Here is an 18,250-nt window from a genome sequence, read left to right on the forward strand (position 1 = left end):
ACCGGACCATGTGGCATAACGCACGCCTGCTCAACCTGATCGCCTCCGCGCTGTACGCGCTGGTGGTGCTGATGGCGCTCGCGGCAGGCCTGCTGTGGCTGGCGCAGCGGCCGGTGTTCGCCATCACCCATGTGGAGATCGGCCCGATGGACGGCGCCGCCCTGCGCCACGTGAACGCGCCCAGCGTGCGCGCCAGCGCGCTGGGCAAGCTGACCGGCAATTTCTTCACGCTGGACCTGAACGCGGCGCGGCAGGCCTTCGAGTCGGTGCCGTGGGTGCGGCGCGCCAGCGTGCGGCGCGAGTGGCCCAACGGCCTGGCGGTAGAGGTTGAGGAACACGAGGCGCTGGGCACCTGGGGCCCGCCCGAAAGCGGTCGCCTGATCAATACCTATGGCGAGGTCTTTGTCGCCAACACCGCCGAGGCGGAAGAAGACGCACAGCTGCTGGCGCTGGACGGGCCGCCGGACAGCGAGGGCGACGTGATCGAGAAGCTCGAGGTCATGCGCCAGTGGTTCAAGCCGCTCAAGGCCGAGCCGCTGGCGGTGGCGCTGTCCGGCCGCTATGCCTGGCGCGCCAAGCTGTCCAACGGCATGGAGGTCGAACTGGGCCGCGAGCAGAACGATGAGGAACGCGTGGCGATGGACCAGCGGGTCCGGCGCTTTGTCGCGGCCTGGCCGCAGGTCACCCAGCAATGGGGCAGCCAGATCGAGTCTGCCGACCTGCGCTATCCCAACGGCTTCGCCATCCGCGCCGCCAATGCCCGCTTCCTGACCGACGCGCAGGTTGCGGCGGCGGTCCGGGCCGAAAAGGCAGTGAAGGTAGTGAAAGCAGCGGCCGCGGCCAAGCCGGCGGCGGCAGCAACGGTTTCAGGTACTTCCAACAACAATCCGACGCGACTGAAGAGCAAGAACGCGGAGAAAACCCGATGAGCAAGGAATACAAGGACCTGTTGGTCGGTCTGGATATCGGCACCTCGAAGGTGGCGGCGGTGGTGGCAGAACTGCGCCCCGACGGCAGCTACGAGGTGATCGGGATGGGCCAGTCAGAGTCCAAGGGTCTGAAGAAAGGGGTCGTGGTCAATATCGAGGCCACCGTGCAGTCCATCCAGAAGGCGCTGGAAGAGGCCGAACTGATGGCCGACTGCAAGATTTCGGAGGTCTTCACCGGCATCGCCGGCAGCCACATCCGCAGCTTCAACTCCAGCGGCATGGTGGCGATCAAGGACAAGGAGGTCACGCAGACCGACGTGGCGCGCGTGATCGAGACCGCCAAGGCGGTCAATATCCCGACCGACCAGCAGATCCTGCACATCCTCACGCAGGAATTCATCATCGACGGCCAGGAAGACGTGCGCGAGCCCATCGGCATGAGCGGCATCCGCCTGGAAGTGAAGGTGCATATTGTCACCGGCGCGGTCAGCGCCGCGCAGAATATCGTCAAGTGCGTGCGCCGCTGCGGCCTGGAAGTGCACGACCTGATCCTGCAGCCGCTGGCCTCCAGCCTGGCGGTGCTGACCGAGGACGAGAAGGAGCTGGGTGTGGTGCTGGTCGACATCGGCGGCGGCACCACCGACATCGCCATCTTCAGCGAAGGCGCGATCCGCCATACGGCCGTGATCCCCATCGCCGGCGACCAGATCACCAACGACATTGCGATGGCGCTGCGCACGCCGACGCCCGATGCCGAGGACATCAAGATCCAGTACGGCATCGCCAAGCAGGCGATCGCCGACCCGGAAGACATGATCGAAGTGCCTGGCGTGGGCGACCGCGGCACGCGCACGCTCAGCCGCCAGGCGCTGGCCGCGGTGATCGAGCCGCGGATCGAAGAGCTGTACTCGCTGGTGCACCAGGTGGTGCGCGAGTCGGGCTATGAAGAACTGCTGTCGTCCGGTGTGGTCATCACCGGTGGCACCGCGATGATGCCGGGCATGGTCGAGCTGGGCGAGGACATCTTCCTCAAGCCGGTGCGCGTGGGTGTGCCGGAGTATCGCGGCAATCTGCACGAGGTGGTGAAGAGCCCGCGCTACGCGACCGTGATGGGCCTGCTGCTGGAAGGCCGCGTGCAACGCATGCGCGGACGCAAGGTGGCCGTGCAGAGCGGCTCGGTCAAGCAGGTGTGGACCCGCATGAAGGAATGGTTTGTCGGCAATTTCTGATCAATGCGGAAATTGACGCGCTGACGATGCAACGGCGCGCGGGCGTACCGGTCTACCGGACAGGCCTGTGTGCTGAATGGAAGTTTTCTGGTTTTCTTTTTATTGGTTTCTTGTTCAGAAACCAGGGGTTGCGGCGGGGAGGCTGCATCGTCTGGGGACTGATTTTTCTCGGAGGCAGTGATGGACTTTGACATGATCGAAACGGAAGTGCAGGACGGCACCATTATCAAAGTGGTCGGCGTGGGCGGCGCGGGCGGTAATGCCGTGCAGCACATGATCAGCCGCGGCGTGCAAGGCGTCGAATTCATCTGCATGAACACCGACGCGCAGGCCCTGAAGCGCTCGAGCGCTTCGCGCGTGCTGCAGCTGGGCAACACGGGTCTGGGCGCCGGCGCCAAGCCGGAAGTCGGCCGCAACTGCGCGGATCAGGCGCGCGAGCAGATTGCCGACTCCCTGCGTGGCGCGCACATGGTCTTCATCACTGCCGGCATGGGCGGCGGCACCGGTACCGGTGCGGCCCCGATCGTGGCGCAGGTTGCCAAGGAAATGGGCATCCTGACCGTGGGCGTGGTCAGCAAGCCGTTCGACTTCGAAGGCGCGCGTCGCGCCAAGGTGGCCGAGCACGGTTCCAGCGAGCTGGAATCGAGCGTCGACTCGCTGATCGTGGTGCTCAACGAGAAGCTGTTCGAAGTGATGGGCGACGACGCCGAGATGGACAAGTGCTTCCAGTGCGCCGACGACGTGCTGCACAACGCGGTGGCCGGCATTGCCGAGATCATCAACGTTGACGGCCTGGTGAACGTCGACTTCGAAGACGTGAAGACGGTGATGGGCGAGCAGGGCAAGGCCATGATGGGGACGGCCACCGTGTCGGGCGTGGACCGTGCCCGCCTGGCGGCCGAGCAGGCCGTTGCCAGCCCGCTGCTGGAAGGCGTCGACCTGTCCGGCGCGCGCGGCGTGCTGGTCAACATCACCGCCAGCCGTTCGCTGAAGCTGTCGGAAACCAAGGAAGTCATGAACACCATCCGCAGCTACGCCGCGGAAGATGCGACCGTGATCTTCGGTACGGTGTACGACGATTCGATGAGCGATGCGCTGCGCGTGACGGTGGTGGCCACGGGCCTGGGCCGCTCGGCCAAGAAGCAACAGCCGATGACCCTGCTCAAGACCGGTACCGACAACATGCCGGTGCAGATGATGGCCAGCATGACCGCCGCCGCGGCCACGCACAGCTCGCCGGACTACAGCAACCTGGATACGCCGGCAGTGTGGCGCAGCTCGCGTGAGTCGGCATCGGCCCACGTCGCGGCGCTGCAGGAGAAGGGTGTGGATACGTACGATATCCCGGCCTTCCTGCGCAAGCAGGCAGACTGAGCCCTGCCTGGCGCGGCATCGGTGCCTCCACCGGCCGCCTGTCGGAACGCGTCGCCTTGTCGCGATGCACGTGTGCTCCCTATCCGCGCGTGCCTTGCATGGACTGACGTGAACCGCCGGGCCGCCGGCGGCGCCGCGCCTGCGCCGGACTGAGCTTCACCCGCATCCCGTCGCCGGGACGGGCGTGCCGCTGGCCGCCTCCCCGGACTGGTTTCCCGCCTTCCCGGTCGGGATGTATCACCGTCCGCGCGGCGCACCCAAAAGGTGCGTCGCGCGGACGTCTTTGTAGCAACGTGTATCGGATTCGCGCCGGATGTCACCGGATGTGATCCGGCTTTGGCAACGCCGGCAGGAAGCCTATGATCCTGGGGTTGCCCTGCGCCGGGGCGCGACTCCGCACCCCGGCATCCGGACTATTCTTCAGAAAACCCAGGAGAGCACGACCCATGATCACTGTCGGTTCCCGCGTCCCCGACGCCACGCTGCAGGAATTCTTCGATACCGAAGGCAACGGCTGCGCGCTCGGCCCCAATGCCTTCAAGGTGGCGGACCTGGTCCGCGGCCGCAAGATCGTGGTGTTTGGCCTGCCTGGCGCCTTTACCCCGACCTGCTCGGCCAGGCATGTGCCGGGCTTTGTACAGCATGCCGCCGCGCTGCGCGAAGCCGGCGTCGACGAAGTCTGGTGCGTATCGGTCAACGACGCCTTTGTGATGGGCGCCTGGGGCCGTGAGCAGCATGCCGCCGGCACGGTGCGCATGATGGCCGACGGCAGCGCGGAGTGGACCCGCGCGCTGGGCCTGGACCAGGACCTGACCGGGCGCGGCATGGGCGTGCGCTCCAAGCGTTACGCGATGGTGATCGATGACGGCGTCGTCACCCGGCTGGACGTCGAGGCGCCCGGTGAATTCCGCGTCAGCAGCGCCGAGGCGGTGCTGGCAGCGTTGCGCGGCTGACACAGTCACCCGGGTAAACGTGGATAATACGTAACTTATTAATATAGTGTTAACAGCCGGAAACAAAACCGGCTGCAACGCTCCTCCGGTGGTGGTAAAATCCATTAATCAGAAAAGCCATACGATAGATTTTAATAATAGTTGAGGCTGTCATGCTCAAACAGCGCACGATCAAATCCCTGGTGAAGACCGTTGGCATCGGCCTGCACTCGGGCCGCAAGGTCACGCTGACCCTGCGTCCCGCACCGGCGGATACCGGTATCGTCTTTACCCGCGTCGACCTGCCCGAGGCCGTCGAGATTCCCGTGGCCGCGTCGGCCATCGGCGACACGCGCCTGGCGTCGGTGCTGCAGAAGGATGGCGCGCGCGTTTCGACCGTCGAGCACCTGATGTCGGCCTGCGCCGGCCTGGGCATCGACAACCTCTATGTCGACGTCGATGCCGAGGAAATCCCGATCATGGACGGCAGCGCCGCGTCCTTCGTGTTCCTGCTGCAGTCGGCCGGCATCGAAGAACAGAATGCGCTGAAGACCTTCATCCGCGTCAAGAAGCCGGTGGAAGTGCGCGAGGGCGACAAGCTGGCGCGGCTGGAGCCGTTCTTCGGCTTCAAGCTGTCGTTCACCATCGACTTCCGCCACCCGGCCGTCGACAAGACCGGCCAGACCTTCTCGATCGACTTTGCCGATACCAGCTACGTGCGCGAGATCGCCCGCGCCCGCACCTTCGGCTTTGCGCACGAGGTCGAGGCTCTGCGCGAGATGGGCCTGGCGCGCGGCGGCAGCCTGGACAACGCGATCGTGCTGGACGAGCACCGCATGCTCAACAACGAAGAGCTGCGCTACGGCGACGAGTTCGTGCGCCACAAGATCCTGGATGCGATCGGCGACCTGTATGTGGTGGGCCATCCGCTGATCGGCGCCTATGTGGCGAACAAGTCGGGCCACGGCCTGAACAACCAGCTGCTGCGTGCATTGCTGGCCGACCAGGAAGCCTACGAGCTGGTCACCTTTGACCGTATCGAGGCAGCTCCGGCCGCGTTCCTGCCGCAGGCACAGCCGGCCTTCGCCTGAGGCGCCGCGCAGGCATGAAAAAGCCGACCTTCGGGTCGGCTTTTTGTTTTCTTGCGCACGCAGGCCATCAGCGGTGGTGGGCCAGCAGGGTATTGAGCGCGTCGCGCAGCGGCGAGTCCGGCAGGCTGCGCGCGAGTTGGTCGAGGTTGGCCAGCCCCGTGGGCGTCATGCGGCCGCTGGTGCGCGGACGTGCCACCGGCTCCACTTCCCAGTCCGAGTGGCGCTGCACCTCCGGCTGTACCCGCACCCGGATCGAGGTGACCGGCGAGCCGCGCTGCTGCAGCCGCCCGAGCAGCGTCGGCACGATCTGGCGCACCCTCGCCGCGGCTGCGCCATGGGCGGCAAGCAACAGCAGTACCTGCCCGTTCGGGTCGCCCGGATCGCGCTTGACGCCGGCCACGGCCAGGCCAGCGCGCATGCCGGCGGGCAGCAGGGCCAGCACCTCGGCCTCCAGCACCGACAGCTGGCGCGCGGTCTGCATCAGGGCCGAAACCGGGCCGGCCTTGGCCAGCCAGTCGTTGAGCGGCTTGGCGGCGGGGGTTTGCAGGGCGTGGTGGGTGAAGCGGCGCATCCTTCCATTCTAGCAAGGGGCGGCGCGTGCGCATGGCGGCCATGTCTGGATTGAAGCTGGCCCAATCACCCCAAACTGCGGCTGGCAAGCCCCGGGGACAATCTTCAGGCGGGTGCGGAGGCAACTGTGCAACACGGCCCGCACCCAGCCGGCCGTGACCCCGGCACATGATAAACTCGGCGTTTTGCGCCAATCTATCCATTACCGCGCCCGGTCGCCAGAGCAGCCCGCCCTCCCTGGGGATGCCAGCCCGGTTCCGCGCAGGTGAAAGCAATCGATGATCACGGGCCTTCTCAAGAAAGTCTTCGGCAGCCGCAATGAGCGGCTGATCAAGCAATATCGCCGCACGGTGGTGCAGATCAATGCGCTGGAGCCGAAGTTCGAACAAATTTCGGACGACGAACTGCGCGGCATGACGGAGACCTTCCGGCAGCGCCACGCCGGCGGTGAATCGCTCGAGGCGCTGCTGCCCGAGGCCTTCGCCGTCTGCCGCGAGGCCAGCAAGCGCGTCATGAAGATGCGCCACTTCGACGTGCAGCTGATCGGCGGCATGGTGCTGAACGACAACAAGATCGCCGAAATGCGCACCGGCGAGGGCAAGACGCTGACCGCGACGCTGGCCGTGTACCTGAATGCCATTACCGGCAAGGGCGTGCACGTGGTCACCGTCAACGACTACCTGGCGCAGCGCGATGCCGAGTGGATGGGCCGGCTGTACAACTTCCTGGGCCTGTCGGTGGGCGTGAACCTGTCGCAGATGCCGCACGACGCCAAGCAGGCGGCGTACAACTCGGACATCACCTACGGCACCAACAACGAGTTCGGCTTCGACTACCTGCGCGACAACATGGTCTACGACCCGTCGCAGCGCGTGCAGCGCCCGCTGAACTACGCCATCGTCGACGAAGTGGACTCGATCCTGATCGACGAGGCCCGCACCCCGCTGATCATCTCCGGCCAGGCCGAGAACCAGACCGACCTGTACCAGCGCATGAACGGCATCCCCAAGCTGCTCGAGCGCCAGATCGGCGAGGAAAAGGCCGATGGCACGGGCGTCGAGAAGCCGGGCGACTACTACGTCGACGAGAAGGGCCACCAGGTCTACCTGACCGAGGCTGGCCACGAGAAGGCCGAAGAGATCCTGTCGCAGCTGGGCCTGATCGGCGAAGGCGAGTCGCTCTACGCGCCGCAGAACATCACGCTGATGCACCACCTGTACGCCGCCCTGCGCGCACACAGCCTGTTCCATCGCGACCAGCACTACGTGGTGCAGAACGACGAAGTCGTGATCGTCGATGAATTCACCGGCCGCCTGATGACCGGCCGCCGCTGGTCCGACGGCCTGCACCAGGCCGTGGAAGCCAAGGAAGGCGTCACCGTCCAGCAAGAGAACCAGACGCTGGCGACGATCACCTTCCAGAACTACTTCCGCATGTACAGCAAGCTGGCCGGCATGACCGGCACGGCTGACACCGAAGCGTATGAGTTCCAGGAGATCTACGGCCTGGAAGTGGTGGTGATCCCGACCAACCGCCCGGCCCAGCGCAAGGACCAGCAGGACCAGATCTACAAGACCGGCAAGGAGCGCTACGACGCCGTGGTGCGCGATATCCGCGACTGCCACGAGCGTGGCCAGCCGGTGCTGGTGGGCACCACCTCGATCGAGACCTCGGAATACCTGTCGGGCCTGCTCGACCGCGAGAAGCTGCCGCACCAGGTGCTCAACGCCAAGCAGCACGCGCGCGAAGCCGAGATCGTGGCCCAGGCCGGCCGCCCCAAGATGATCACCATTGCCACCAACATGGCCGGCCGCGGTACCGACATCGTGCTGGGCGGCAATGTGGAGAAGCAGTCCGGCTTTATCGAGGCGGACCCGAACCTGTCCGACGCCGAGAAGGCCGCGCGCATCAAGCAGCTCGAGGATGAGTGGCAGTCGCTGCACGAGCAGGTCAAGGCTGCCGGCGGCCTGCATATCGTCGGCACCGAGCGCCATGAGTCGCGCCGGATCGACAACCAGCTGCGCGGCCGTGCCGGCCGCCAGGGCGACCCGGGTTCGTCGCGCTTCTACCTGTCGCTGGATGACCAGCTGCTGCGCATCTTCGCGGGCGACCGTGTGCGCGCCATCATGGAACGCCTGAAGATGCCCGAGGGCGAGCCGATCGAAGCCGGCATCGTCACGCGCTCGATCGAATCGGCGCAGCGCAAGGTCGAAGGCCGCAACTTCGATATCCGCAAGCAGCTGCTGCAATACGACGACGTCGCCAACGACCAGCGCAAGGAAATCTACAAGCTGCGCAACGACGTGCTGGAAGCCCAGGATGTCGGCGAGATGGTGGGCAACCTGCGCGAGAGCGTGATCGTCGAGCTGTTCCGCGACCACGTGCCGGCCGACACCATGGAAGAGCAGTGGAACATCGCCGGCCTGGAAACGCGCCTGCGCGAGGACTGGGGCCTGGAAGTGCCGCTGGCGAAGACCATCGAGGGCGCGCAGAGCATCGAGGACGAAGCGCTGCTCGACCTGATCATGAAGGCGGCCGCGGAGCGCTACGACAGCAAGGTCGCGCAGGTCGGCCGCGAGTCGTTCGCCGGCTTCGAGCGCTCGGTCATGCTGCAGAGCATCGACACGCACTGGCGCGAGCACCTGGCCGCGCTGGACCACCTGCGCCAGGGCATCCACCTGCGCGGCTATGCGCAGAAGGATCCCAAGCAGGAATACAAGCGCGAGTCGTTCGAGCTGTTCGCGCGCCTGCTGGACCTGATCAAGAACGAAGTCACGCGCGTGACCTTCAACGTGCAGATCCAGTCGCCGGAAGAGCTGGAGCAGGCTTCGGAAGAGATCGAGGAAGGCCTGTCGCACCTGGAGAACGTGCAGTACAAGCACGACGAGTTCGCCGAAGGGCGCGAGCCGGTGGAAGAAGCGCCGTCGCCGCGCACCGGTATGGCCATGGCCGCCGCCGAGCTGGCGCTGGCAGAGATGCCCAAAGTCGGCCGCAACGACCCGTGCCCGTGCGGCTCGGGCAAGAAGTTCAAGCAGTGCCACGGCAAGCTCAGCTGAGCCGCGCACTGCTATGACGTTGCGCCCGTCGCACGGGGCGTGATGCGAATGGAAACGACATGCCCGCCCATAGCGGGCATGTTCGTCTGAGACAAGCAACAACAGGCAATTCGCTGGCAGAAGGCGCAAGCAGCCAACGCAAGCAGGAAAGAGGAGTCCACATGCCCGTCAATCTTCCGCTGCCCCAGGCAGAGAACCTGAAATCCGTCGCCGGCGTGGAGCTGGGCTGGGCCGAGGCGGGCATCCGCAAGGCCAACCGCAAGGACGTGCTGGTGGTGCGCGTGGCCGCGGGCAGCACCGTGGCCGGCGTCTTCACCAGCAACCGCTTCTGCGCCGCGCCGGTGCAGGTATGCCGCGAGCATCTCGCCGCGGGCAAGGGCATCCGCGCGCTGGTAGTCAACACCGGCAATGCCAACGCCGGCACCGGCGAGCCGGGCCTGGCCAATGCCCGCGCCACCTGCGACGCGCTGGCCGCGCAACTGGGCATCGCTCCCGAGCAAGTGCTGCCGTTCTCGACCGGCGTGATCCTGGAGCCGCTGCCGGTGGACCGCCTGGTCGCCGGCCTGCCCGCCGCCATCGCCAACGCGAAGCCGGACAACTGGCTGGCCGCCGCCGAGGCCATCATGACCACCGACACGCAGCCCAAGGCGGCGTCGCGCACGGTGCAGATCGACGGCAAGACCGTGACGCTGTCGGGCATCAGCAAGGGCGCGGGCATGATCCGCCCGAACATGGCGACCATGCTCGGCTTTATCGCCATGGACGCCGCCGTGGCCCAGCCGGTGCTGCAGGCGCTGGTGTCCCACGCCGCTGACCACTCGTTCAACAGCATCACCATCGACGGCGATACCTCGACCAACGATTCGTTCGTGCTGATCGCCACTGGCAAGTCCGGCGCCGTGGTCGACCGCGCCGAAGGCCCGGCCTTCGAGGCGCTGCGCGACGCGGTGACCGCGCTGGCGCAGGAGCTGGCGCAGATGATCGTGCGCGACGGCGAAGGCGCCACCAAGCTGATGACCATCCGCGTCGAAGGCGGCAAGGATGTGGCCGAGTGCCGCCAGATCGCCTATGCCGTGGCCCACTCGCCGCTGGTCAAGACCGCGTTCTATGCATCGGACCCCAACCTGGGCCGCATCCTGGCCGCGGTCGGGTATGCCGGCGTGAATGACCTCGACGTCGACCGCGTGAACCTGTGGCTGGACGATGTCTGGGTCGCCCGCGACGGCGGCCGCAACCCCGACTACCGCGAAGAAGACGGCCAGCGCGTGATGAAGCAGGCCGAGATTACCGTGCGCATCGCGCTCGGCCGCGGCAAGGCCGAAGCGACCGTATGGACCTGCGACCTGTCGCACGACTACGTGTCGATCAACGCCGACTATCGTTCTTGAGCCTGTCCGTCCTTCCCGCCCACGTGGGAAGGACATCGATTTCCCTGCCAGCCGATACCGCGCCCCTGGCGCGTCCCCGCCATGTCCGACCTTGCCGCCCGCCTCGACAACTTCCTCGCCCGACTCGAACAATGGCTGCCGCCGCAACTGAGCGATGCCGACTGGCAGGAGGCCGTGGCGTTCCGCTGGCGCAAGCGGCAGAGCCTGTTCGGCAATATCGGCTACCTGCAGCCGGTGCGCCAGCTGCCGCCGATCCACCTGGACGACCTGAAGAACATCGAGCGCCAGAAGGACGCCATCGTCGCCAATACGCGCCAGTTCGTGAACCAGCTGCCGGCCAACAATGTGCTGCTGACCGGCGCGCGCGGCACCGGCAAGTCGTCGCTGATCAAGGCCTGCCTCAATGCCTTCGTCAAGGACGGGCTGCGGCTGGTTGAAGTCGACAAGGACGACCTGGGCGACCTCGGCGATATCGTCGAACTGGTGTCGCAGCGCCCCGAGCGCTTCGTGATCTTCTGCGACGACCTGTCGTTCGAGGAAGGCGAGTCGGGCTACAAGTCGCTCAAGTCGGCGCTGGACGGCTCGGTGGCGGCGCAGTCGGACAACGTGCTGATCTACGCCACCTCCAATCGCCGGCACCTGCTGCCGGAATACATGAAGGACAACGAGACCTACCGCCACACCGACGACGGCGAGATCCATCCCGGCGAAGTAGTGGAAGAGAAGATCTCGCTGTCCGAGCGCTTCGGGCTGTGGCTGTCGTTCTACCCGCCCAAGCAGGACGAATACCTGGCCATCGTCGGCCACTGGCTCAGGCATTTCGGCTGCACCGAAGAGGACATCGCCGCCGCGCGCGGCGACGCGCTGGTGTGGGCATTGGAGCGCGGCTCGCGCTCGGGCCGCGTCGCCTGGCAGTTCGCGCGCGACTGGGGCGGCAAGCACGGCAAGCCCTATATCGCCGAGGTCCCCGGAGACGCCAAGGCATGAGCGCTGCCACGGAGAACCCCGCGCAGGCCGGCGGCAACCCGCCGCGCAAGGTGACCGAGGTGGCGGTCGGCGTGCTGGTGCAGCCCGACGGCCGCTTCCTGCTGGCGCAGCGCCCGGCCGGCAAGCCCTATGAGGGCTACTGGGAATTCCCCGGCGGCAAGCTGGAGCCCGGCGAGTCGGTCGAGGCCGCGCTCGCCCGCGAACTCCATGAAGAGCTGGGCCTTGATGTCACGCAATGCGAGCGCTGGCACATCCTGGAACATGACTACCCGCACGCCTATGTGCGGCTGTATTTCTGCAAGGTCACCGACTGGCGGGGCGAGCCCGTCGGCCGCGAAGGCCAGGCCTTCTCGTGGCAGCGCACACCGGTGACGGTTGAGCCGCTGCTGCCGGCCACCATTCCCGTGGTGGCGTGGCTGGCCGAGGAATCGGGCAACGGCTGACCCTGCCTTCCCGCTGTCGGGCAAGCGGCCGCGGCGCCCGCTTGTGCGCCGCCAGGGCCTGATCAGGCCCTGATCCACAGGAAAGGACCCTGCATGCACCGTGTCGATCGTATCGCCGACGACGTTTCCCTGCCTGAACTGACCCTGCGCGGCATCATCCTCGGTGCGCTGATCACGGTCGTGTTCACCGCTTCCAACATCTACCTGGGGCTGAAGGTCGGCCTGACGTTCTCGTCGGCAATCCCGGCGGCCGTGATCTCGATGGCCGTGCTGCGGCTCTTCCCCGGCGCCAATATCCTGGAAAACAACATGGTGCAGACGCAGGCCTCGGCCGCGGGCACCCTGTCGTCGATCATCTTTATCCTGCCGGGCCTGGTGATGCTGGGCCACTGGCAGGGCTTTCCGTTCTGGCAGACGCTGGCGATCTGTGCGGCCGGCGGCATGCTGGGCGTGGTGTTCAGCATTCCGTTGCGCCATGCGATGGTGGTGCAGAGCGAACTGCCTTACCCCGAGGGCGTGGCCGCGGCCGAAATCCTGCGCGTGGGCAGTGCCGTGCCGGACGAGGCCGCACCGGGCCGGAAGCCGCAGGCGACCGGCCTGGCCGACCTGATGGCCGGCGGCCTGGTGGCGGGGCTGTTCAGCTTTGCCGCCGGCGGGCTGCGCGTGCTGGCCGAGGGCGCCAACTTCTGGCTGTCCGCCGGCGCCTCGGTGGTGCGGCTGTCGATGGGCTTCTCGCTGGCGCTGGTCGGCGCGGGCTACCTCGTCGGCATCGTCGGCGGGCTGGCCATGCTGCTCGGGCTGGTGCTGACCTGGGGCGTCGCGGTGCCGTGGCTGACCGCCATCACGCCACGCCCGGACGGCGCCACGCTGTCGGCCTTCGGCACCATGGTGTGGAGCCAGCAGGCGCGATTTATCGGCGCCGGCACCATCGGCATCGCCGCGATCTGGACGCTGCTGTCGCTGGCCGGGCCGATGCTGTACGGCATCCGCGCCTCGTTCGGCGCGCTGCAGGGCGGGCCGGCGGGGCAGGGCAAGATGCCGCGCACGCAGCAGGACATGCCGGCCAGATGGATCGGGCTGGTGATGCTGGGGCTGCTGGCGGTGCTGGTGACGGTGTTCGCCTGGTTCCTCGCGCCGGCGCCGCTCGATGGCGGCGCGCGCTGGCGCCTGGTGATCTACGCGGTGGTGTTCGCGTTTGTCTTCGGCTTCCTGGTGGCGGCCGCGTGCGGCTACATGGCCGGGCTGGTGGGCTCGTCGGCCAGCCCGATCTCGGGCATCGGCATCATCGCGGTGATCCTGGTGTCGCTGCTGATCCTGCTGGCGGGCCAGGCCGACGGGCTGCTGGTCACGCCCGAGGGCAGCAAGTTCGCGATTGCGCTGGCGATCTTCACCACTTCGGCGGTGGTGGCGGTGGCGTCCATCGCCAACGACAACCTGCAGGACCTGAAGACCGGCTGGCTGGTCGGCGCCACGCCGTGGCGCCAGCAGGTGGCGCTGCTGATCGGCTGCGTGGTCGGCGCCGCGGTGATCCCGCCGGTGCTGGAACTGCTCTACAGCGCCTATGGCTTCGCCGGCGCACTGCCGCGTGCGGGCATGGACCCGAACCAGGCGCTGGCCGCGCCGCAGGCGACGCTGATGACCGCGATCGCCACCGGCATCTTCACCCACCAGCTCAACTGGACCATGATCCTGATCGGCATCGGGCTGGGCGTGGTGCTGATCGCCATCGACGAGGCGCTGCGCCGCCGCCGCGGCGCGGCGCGCCTGCCAGTGCTGGCGGTGGGCATCGGCATCTACCTGCCGCCGACGATCAGCTCGGCGCTGGTGGTCGGGGCGGTGCTGTCGTGGCTCCTGCTGCGCGGCGAGCGCCGCCGCGCCACCGCGCGCGGCGACGACGTCAGGCTGGCGCTGGAACATGCCGAGCGGCGCGGCACCCTGCTGGCCTCGGGCCTGATCGTGGGGGAAAGCCTGGTCGGCGTGATGCTGGCCGCGGTGATCGGCCTGTCCGGCAGGGATGCGCCGCTGGCGCTGGTCGGGAGCGGGTTTGAAGCGACCGCGCAGTGGCTGGGCCTGGCGGTGTTCGTGCTGGTGTGCGTGGGGTTCTACCGCCGCGTGCTGGCGGCGGCGCACTGAGCCACGGGGGACGCTGAAGGCGAGGGCGCTTGCGCCGCCCCTTCAGTCGTCCTCGTCTTCAGACTGGTCGGGCGAGGTCTCGCCCGGCTTGCCGCCGATCACGTACTTCTCGGACGCCCAGGCGCCGAGATCGATCTGCTTGCAGCGTTCGGAACAGAACGGGCGGAATTTGTTGTCGGGCACCCAGGCCACCTCGGTGCCGCAGGTGGGGCATTTGACGACAGCAGGCATAGCGTTCAGCGCAGGCTTCAGAAATTGCAGAGTTTCAGCAGGAACGGGATATCCGCATCGACCGCGCGCGGGCGCAGGTCGCCGTCCTGCTGCGTGAAGCGCACCCACAGCATGTACTTGTTGGCGCTCATCTCGGGGATGAAGGCCAGCAGCGATTCGTCCAGCCAGACCTGCATCAGCTGGTAGCTGCGCCCGGACAGCATCTGCTGGTAGCTGCCGCCGGTGGCGATCACCTTGCCGCTCTGGCCCGCTTCGCGCAGCAGGCGCAGCACGATGCTGGTGCCCATGCGCAACGACAGCAGCGGACGAACCCACTTCAGGATGTCGGCGCGGCGGTCTTCGGCGGGGCGGTGCTGCCAGGCGTAGTAGGCCGGCAGGTCGAACTCGCAGGTGCCGCCTGGGATGATCGCGCGGCTGCGGATGCTGGTCAGCCACTCGTTGTCGGTCAGCAGCTGGCCGGCCTTGCCCACGGTCTGGTTGAGCATGCCGATGCCCTGCTCGATCTCGCCGATGATGGCGTCGAGCGCCTCCTGGTCGATCTGCGGGTTGGCGCGCAGCGGCGCCAGGGCCTGGCGCTGGCGCTCCAGTTCCTTGATCAGGTCGGTCTTGAGATCGGCGCGGCCGGCCACGTCGATGATCTCGAACAGCGTGGTCAGCGCGACATGGTGCTGATGGGCATGATCCTGGCCGAGAAAATATTCCAGCCGATCGAACAGGTCCTCCAGGCGCAGGAGTGTCCTGATGCGTTCGTTGAAAGGGTATTCGTACAGAATCAAGTGCTATGTCCGTGCAGGGCGTCGGGCGCTTTCAGGAGCGGCCCGGTGCAGAATGAGGCCCGGGAAATGCCGGAAGGGGCGATCTATGGCAGGCGGATACCGGCAGTATGCGGCGATTTCCCCGCATATTCCAGCGCATTCTATGCGAGACAAGGGCCGAGGACAATGTCGCGTGCGTGATGCCATGCGCCGGCGTGCCGGGTTGCGCGTTATGGATGGACCGTGGCCGCGGCCGACAGTTCACGATAGTAGCGGTCGAGCCGGTCGACCTGCGCGACGAGCGCTTCCACCGGCCCGTCGTTGTCGATGACGTCGTCGGCACATGCCAGGCGCGCGCCGCGTGTCGCCTGTCTGGCCATGATGGCCTGCACCTGCTCACGGCTGAAGCCGTTGCGCGACATCACGCGCGCCACCTGGGTGGCCTCGGTGCAGTCCACCACCAGCACGCGGCCCACGCGCTCGCGCCATGTGCCCGATTCCACCAGCAGCGGCACCACGTAGATCAGGTAAGGATGCTCGCCCGCATCGCGGATCGACTGTGCGCGCTCGCTGGTCAGCGCACGGATCAGCGGGTGCGTGATGGCCTCAAGCCGCGCCTTGGCGGCCGGGTCGGCAAACACCAGCGCGCGCATGGCGTCGCGATCCATGGCGCCGTCCGCGCGCAGGCAGGCGGGGCCGAAGGCCTCGACCAGCGCCGGGATGGCGCGCCCGCCCGGGGCAGTGATCTCATGCGCGAGCAGGTCGGTGTCGATGATCGCGGCGCCATGCGCGGCGAACATGTCGGCCACGCGGGTCTTGCCGCTGCCGATGCCGCCAGTCAGTCCGATTTCGAGCATGTGAGGTTCTGTTTGACGGGGTTGCTGCAACGATACCAGCTTCAGCGGCCGGCGTCGGACACCGCCATGGCCGTCATGGCCAGGCAAACAGCGGCAGCACGCCGGGGCCGAACAGCAGCACCACCACGCCGGCCAGCGCGATGAAGGGCCCGAACGGGAAGGGCGTATCGCGCTCCTGGCGGCGCAGCGCGATATTGGCCAGCCCGAACAGCACGCCCACCACCGACGACAGCAGCACCAGCGCCGGCAGCGCCTGCCAGCCGAACCAGGCGCCCAGCGCCGCCATCAGCTTGAAGTCGCCAAAGCCCATGCCTTCCTTGCCGCGCACCAGCCGGAACAGCCAGTAGGCCGTCCACAGCATCAGGTAGCCGGCGGCGGCGCCGATCACCGCGTCCGGCAGCGCCACGAACAGGCCGCCAAGGTTCAGCAGCAGGCCCAGCCACAGCAGCGGCAGCGTGATCTGGTCCGGCAGCAATTGCGTATCGGCATCGATCATGGTCAGCGCCAGCAGCGCCCACACCAGCACCAGCGCGGCCAGCGCCTGCCCGCCGGGGCCGAAGCGCCACGCCACCAGCGCGCTCAGCACGCCGCAGGCCAGCTCCACCAGCGGATAGCGCACGCTGATCGGCGCCTTGCATGCCGAGCAGCGTCCGCGCAGGAACAGGTAGCTCAGCACCGGCACGTTTTCCCAGGGCGCGATCGCGTGGCCGCAATGCGGGCAGGCCGAGCGCGGCACCATCAGGTTGTAGCGGCCGGGGTAGGGCAGCGGATCGCCGCGCAGCTCGGCGATATAGTTGGCCTCGTCGCGCTCCATCATGCGCGGCACCCGGTGGATGACCACATTGAGGAAGCTGCCGACCACCAGCCCGAGCAGCGCCGCGAGCGCCACCAGGAAGGCGGGCGGCAGCGCCGCCAGCGCCTGCAGCAGCGGCGCGCTACCGGAGGGGGGCGACGAAAGGTAGGGAGAAGCGGACCACGCGGACAGCATTGCTTACACCACCTGTCCCAGCTTGAAGATCGGCAGGTACATCGCCACCACCATGCCGCCGATCAGCACGCCCAGCACCACGATGATCAGCGGCTCGATCAGGCTGGAAATGGCGGCGACGGCGTCGTCGACCTCGCGCTCGTAGAACTCGGCGACCTTCAGCAGCATGTTGTCCAGCGCGCCGGACTCCTCGCCGATCTGCGTCATCTGCAGCACCATGTTGTCAAACACATGGGTAGCCTGCATCGCGTTGGTCAGGCTGGTGCCGATGCGCACCGATTGCTCGATCTCGCGCGTGGCGTCGTAGTAGACCCAGTTGCCGGCCGCGCCGGCCACGGACTCCATCGACTCCACCAGCGGCGTGCCGGCGGCGAACATGGTGGCCAGCGTGCGGGTCCAGCGTGCGATCACGGCCTTGCGGAACAGGTTGCCGAAAATCGGCAGCTTCAGCAGCGTGCGGTCGGTTGCGCGCTGTACTTTCTCGGATTTCTTCAGCGCGCGCAGATAGAAGGTGATGCCCGCCACCGGCACCCCGATCACCACGTACCAGTACCGGACAAAGAAGTCCGAGATCGCGATCACCACCAGCGTCGGCGCAGGCAGGTTGGCGCCGAAGCTGGTGAACACGCCCTTGAACGCCGGAATCACGAACAGCATCAGGATCACCGTGACGGCAAAGGCCACCGTCAGCACCGCGATCGGGTAGATCATCGCCGACTTGATCTGGCTCTTCAGCGCGATGGTCTTTTCCATGTAGAGCGACAGGCGCTCCAGCAGCGAGTCCAGGATACCGCCCTGTTCGCCGGCATCGATCAGGTTGCAGTACAGCGTGTCGAAATACTGCGGATGGCGCCGGAACGCCGCGGCCATGCTGCTGCCGGCCTCGATGTCGAAGCGGATGTCGGACAGCAGCTGGGTGAAGTTGGGGTTCGCATGCCCGCGCGCGATGATGTCGATCGACTGCAGCAGCGGAATGCCGGCCTTGAGCATGGTGGACAGTTGCCGGGTGAAGTAGGCAATGTCCTTCTGGGTGATCTTGCGCCCGCGCGCGGCCTTGCGCTTCTTCAGCTTGACGATGGTCAGGCCCTGCTTGCGCAGCGTGGCGGTGACCTCGGCCTGGTTTTCGGCGCGCAGCTCGCCGGTGAAGGTCTTGCCCTTGCGGTCCTTGCCTTCCCACTCGAAGATGTACTGGGTGGGCGCCTTGCGCCCCTTCCCTGATTTCGCCCGTGACGCTGCCGCCGTCCGGGCACCCGCCGCTGGTGCGCGCGTCGCCATGATATTGACCCC

At 67.0% G+C, this 18,250-nt stretch carries 16 protein-coding genes; 10 read left to right on the forward strand and 6 right to left on the reverse strand.

Annotated elements, in window-relative coordinates:
- Positions 1-8: 8 nt before the first annotated feature.
- The 5 genes from ACZ5MJ_RS01245 to lpxC all read left to right on the forward strand — a co-directional run bounded on the left by ACZ5MJ_RS01245 (position 9) and on the right by lpxC (position 5,555).
- Positions 9-929 carry a cell division protein FtsQ/DivIB gene (locus tag ACZ5MJ_RS01245; RefSeq protein WP_464221766.1) on the forward strand — a complete coding sequence of 307 codons (921 nt, stop codon included), beginning with the start codon at positions 9-11 and terminating at the stop codon, positions 927-929.
- Positions 926-2,158 (forward strand): cell division protein FtsA, encoded by a 1,233-nt coding sequence (gene ftsA / locus ACZ5MJ_RS01250; protein WP_012353950.1) that lies wholly within the window; start codon positions 926-928, stop codon positions 2,156-2,158. The genes ACZ5MJ_RS01245 and ftsA overlap by 4 nt, the downstream gene beginning before the upstream one ends.
- Positions 2,159-2,338: 180 nt before the next feature.
- Complete coding sequence (ftsZ, locus tag ACZ5MJ_RS01255) at positions 2,339-3,532, forward strand: cell division protein FtsZ (protein ID WP_464221769.1); 1,194 nt, start codon at positions 2,339-2,341, stop codon at positions 3,530-3,532.
- Positions 3,533-3,978: 446 nt separating this feature from the next.
- On the forward strand, positions 3,979-4,485 hold the full coding sequence (locus ACZ5MJ_RS01260) for a redoxin family protein (RefSeq protein ID WP_464221770.1): 507 nt from the start codon (positions 3,979-3,981) through the stop codon (positions 4,483-4,485).
- Between the two features lie 152 nt (positions 4,486-4,637).
- Positions 4,638-5,555: a UDP-3-O-acyl-N-acetylglucosamine deacetylase gene (gene lpxC, locus ACZ5MJ_RS01265; RefSeq protein ID WP_464221771.1), complete on the forward strand. Its 918-nt coding sequence runs from the start codon at positions 4,638-4,640 to the stop codon at positions 5,553-5,555.
- A gap of 67 nt (positions 5,556-5,622) precedes the next feature.
- On the opposite strand, the gene ACZ5MJ_RS01270 is transcribed toward lpxC, so the two are convergent.
- Positions 5,623-6,126 carry a DciA family protein gene (locus tag ACZ5MJ_RS01270; protein WP_464221773.1) on the reverse strand — a complete coding sequence of 168 codons (504 nt, stop codon included), beginning with the start codon at positions 6,124-6,126 and terminating at the stop codon, positions 5,623-5,625.
- Between the two features lie 277 nt (positions 6,127-6,403).
- On the opposite strand from ACZ5MJ_RS01270, the gene secA reads away from it, so the two are divergent.
- From secA to ACZ5MJ_RS01295, 5 genes are all read left to right on the forward strand, one after another.
- Entirely contained in the window at positions 6,404-9,181 is a 2,778-nt protein-coding gene (gene secA / locus ACZ5MJ_RS01275) for a preprotein translocase subunit SecA (RefSeq protein WP_464221775.1), read from the forward strand.
- Between the two features lie 161 nt (positions 9,182-9,342).
- On the forward strand, positions 9,343-10,569 hold the full coding sequence (gene argJ, locus ACZ5MJ_RS01280; RefSeq protein WP_464221778.1) for a bifunctional glutamate N-acetyltransferase/amino-acid acetyltransferase ArgJ: 1,227 nt from the start codon (positions 9,343-9,345) through the stop codon (positions 10,567-10,569).
- A gap of 81 nt (positions 10,570-10,650) precedes the next feature.
- The gene (locus ACZ5MJ_RS01285) at positions 10,651-11,556 is read left to right on the forward strand and encodes an ATP-binding protein (RefSeq protein WP_464221780.1); all 906 of its coding nucleotides are present in this window, start codon (positions 10,651-10,653) and stop codon (positions 11,554-11,556) included.
- On the forward strand, positions 11,553-11,999 hold the full coding sequence (locus tag ACZ5MJ_RS01290; RefSeq protein ID WP_464221781.1) for an NUDIX domain-containing protein: 447 nt from the start codon (positions 11,553-11,555) through the stop codon (positions 11,997-11,999). Before ACZ5MJ_RS01285 ends, ACZ5MJ_RS01290 begins: the two co-directional genes overlap by 4 nt.
- Positions 12,000-12,092: 93 nt before the next feature.
- The gene (locus tag ACZ5MJ_RS01295) at positions 12,093-14,132 is read left to right on the forward strand and encodes an OPT family oligopeptide transporter (protein ID WP_464221782.1); all 2,040 of its coding nucleotides are present in this window, start codon (positions 12,093-12,095) and stop codon (positions 14,130-14,132) included.
- Positions 14,133-14,174: 42 nt separating this feature from the next.
- On the opposite strand, the gene ACZ5MJ_RS01300 is transcribed toward ACZ5MJ_RS01295, so the two are convergent.
- The 5 genes from ACZ5MJ_RS01300 to ACZ5MJ_RS01320 all read right to left on the reverse strand — a co-directional run bounded on the left by ACZ5MJ_RS01300 (position 14,175) and on the right by ACZ5MJ_RS01320 (position 18,238).
- Positions 14,175-14,363 (reverse strand): DNA gyrase inhibitor YacG, encoded by a 189-nt coding sequence (locus tag ACZ5MJ_RS01300; RefSeq protein WP_116337924.1) that lies wholly within the window; start codon positions 14,361-14,363, stop codon positions 14,175-14,177.
- 17 nt (positions 14,364-14,380) lie between these two features.
- A complete protein-coding gene (gene zapD, locus ACZ5MJ_RS01305) occupies positions 14,381-15,139 on the reverse strand; it encodes a cell division protein ZapD (RefSeq protein ID WP_464221783.1) in 759 nt (252 codons plus the stop codon).
- A 209-nt stretch (positions 15,140-15,348) separates the two neighbouring features.
- Positions 15,349-15,975 carry a dephospho-CoA kinase gene (coaE, locus tag ACZ5MJ_RS01310; protein WP_464221785.1) on the reverse strand — a complete coding sequence of 209 codons (627 nt, stop codon included), beginning with the start codon at positions 15,973-15,975 and terminating at the stop codon, positions 15,349-15,351.
- A gap of 73 nt (positions 15,976-16,048) precedes the next feature.
- The gene (locus tag ACZ5MJ_RS01315; protein ID WP_464221787.1) at positions 16,049-16,963 is read right to left on the reverse strand and encodes a prepilin peptidase; all 915 of its coding nucleotides are present in this window, start codon (positions 16,961-16,963) and stop codon (positions 16,049-16,051) included.
- A gap of 3 nt (positions 16,964-16,966) precedes the next feature.
- Positions 16,967-18,238: a type II secretion system F family protein gene (locus tag ACZ5MJ_RS01320; protein ID WP_464221789.1), complete on the reverse strand. Its 1,272-nt coding sequence runs from the start codon at positions 18,236-18,238 to the stop codon at positions 16,967-16,969.
- Between the last annotated feature and the right edge of the window lie 12 nt (positions 18,239-18,250).

Source organism: Cupriavidus sp. LA-1 (genome assembly GCF_055385985.1).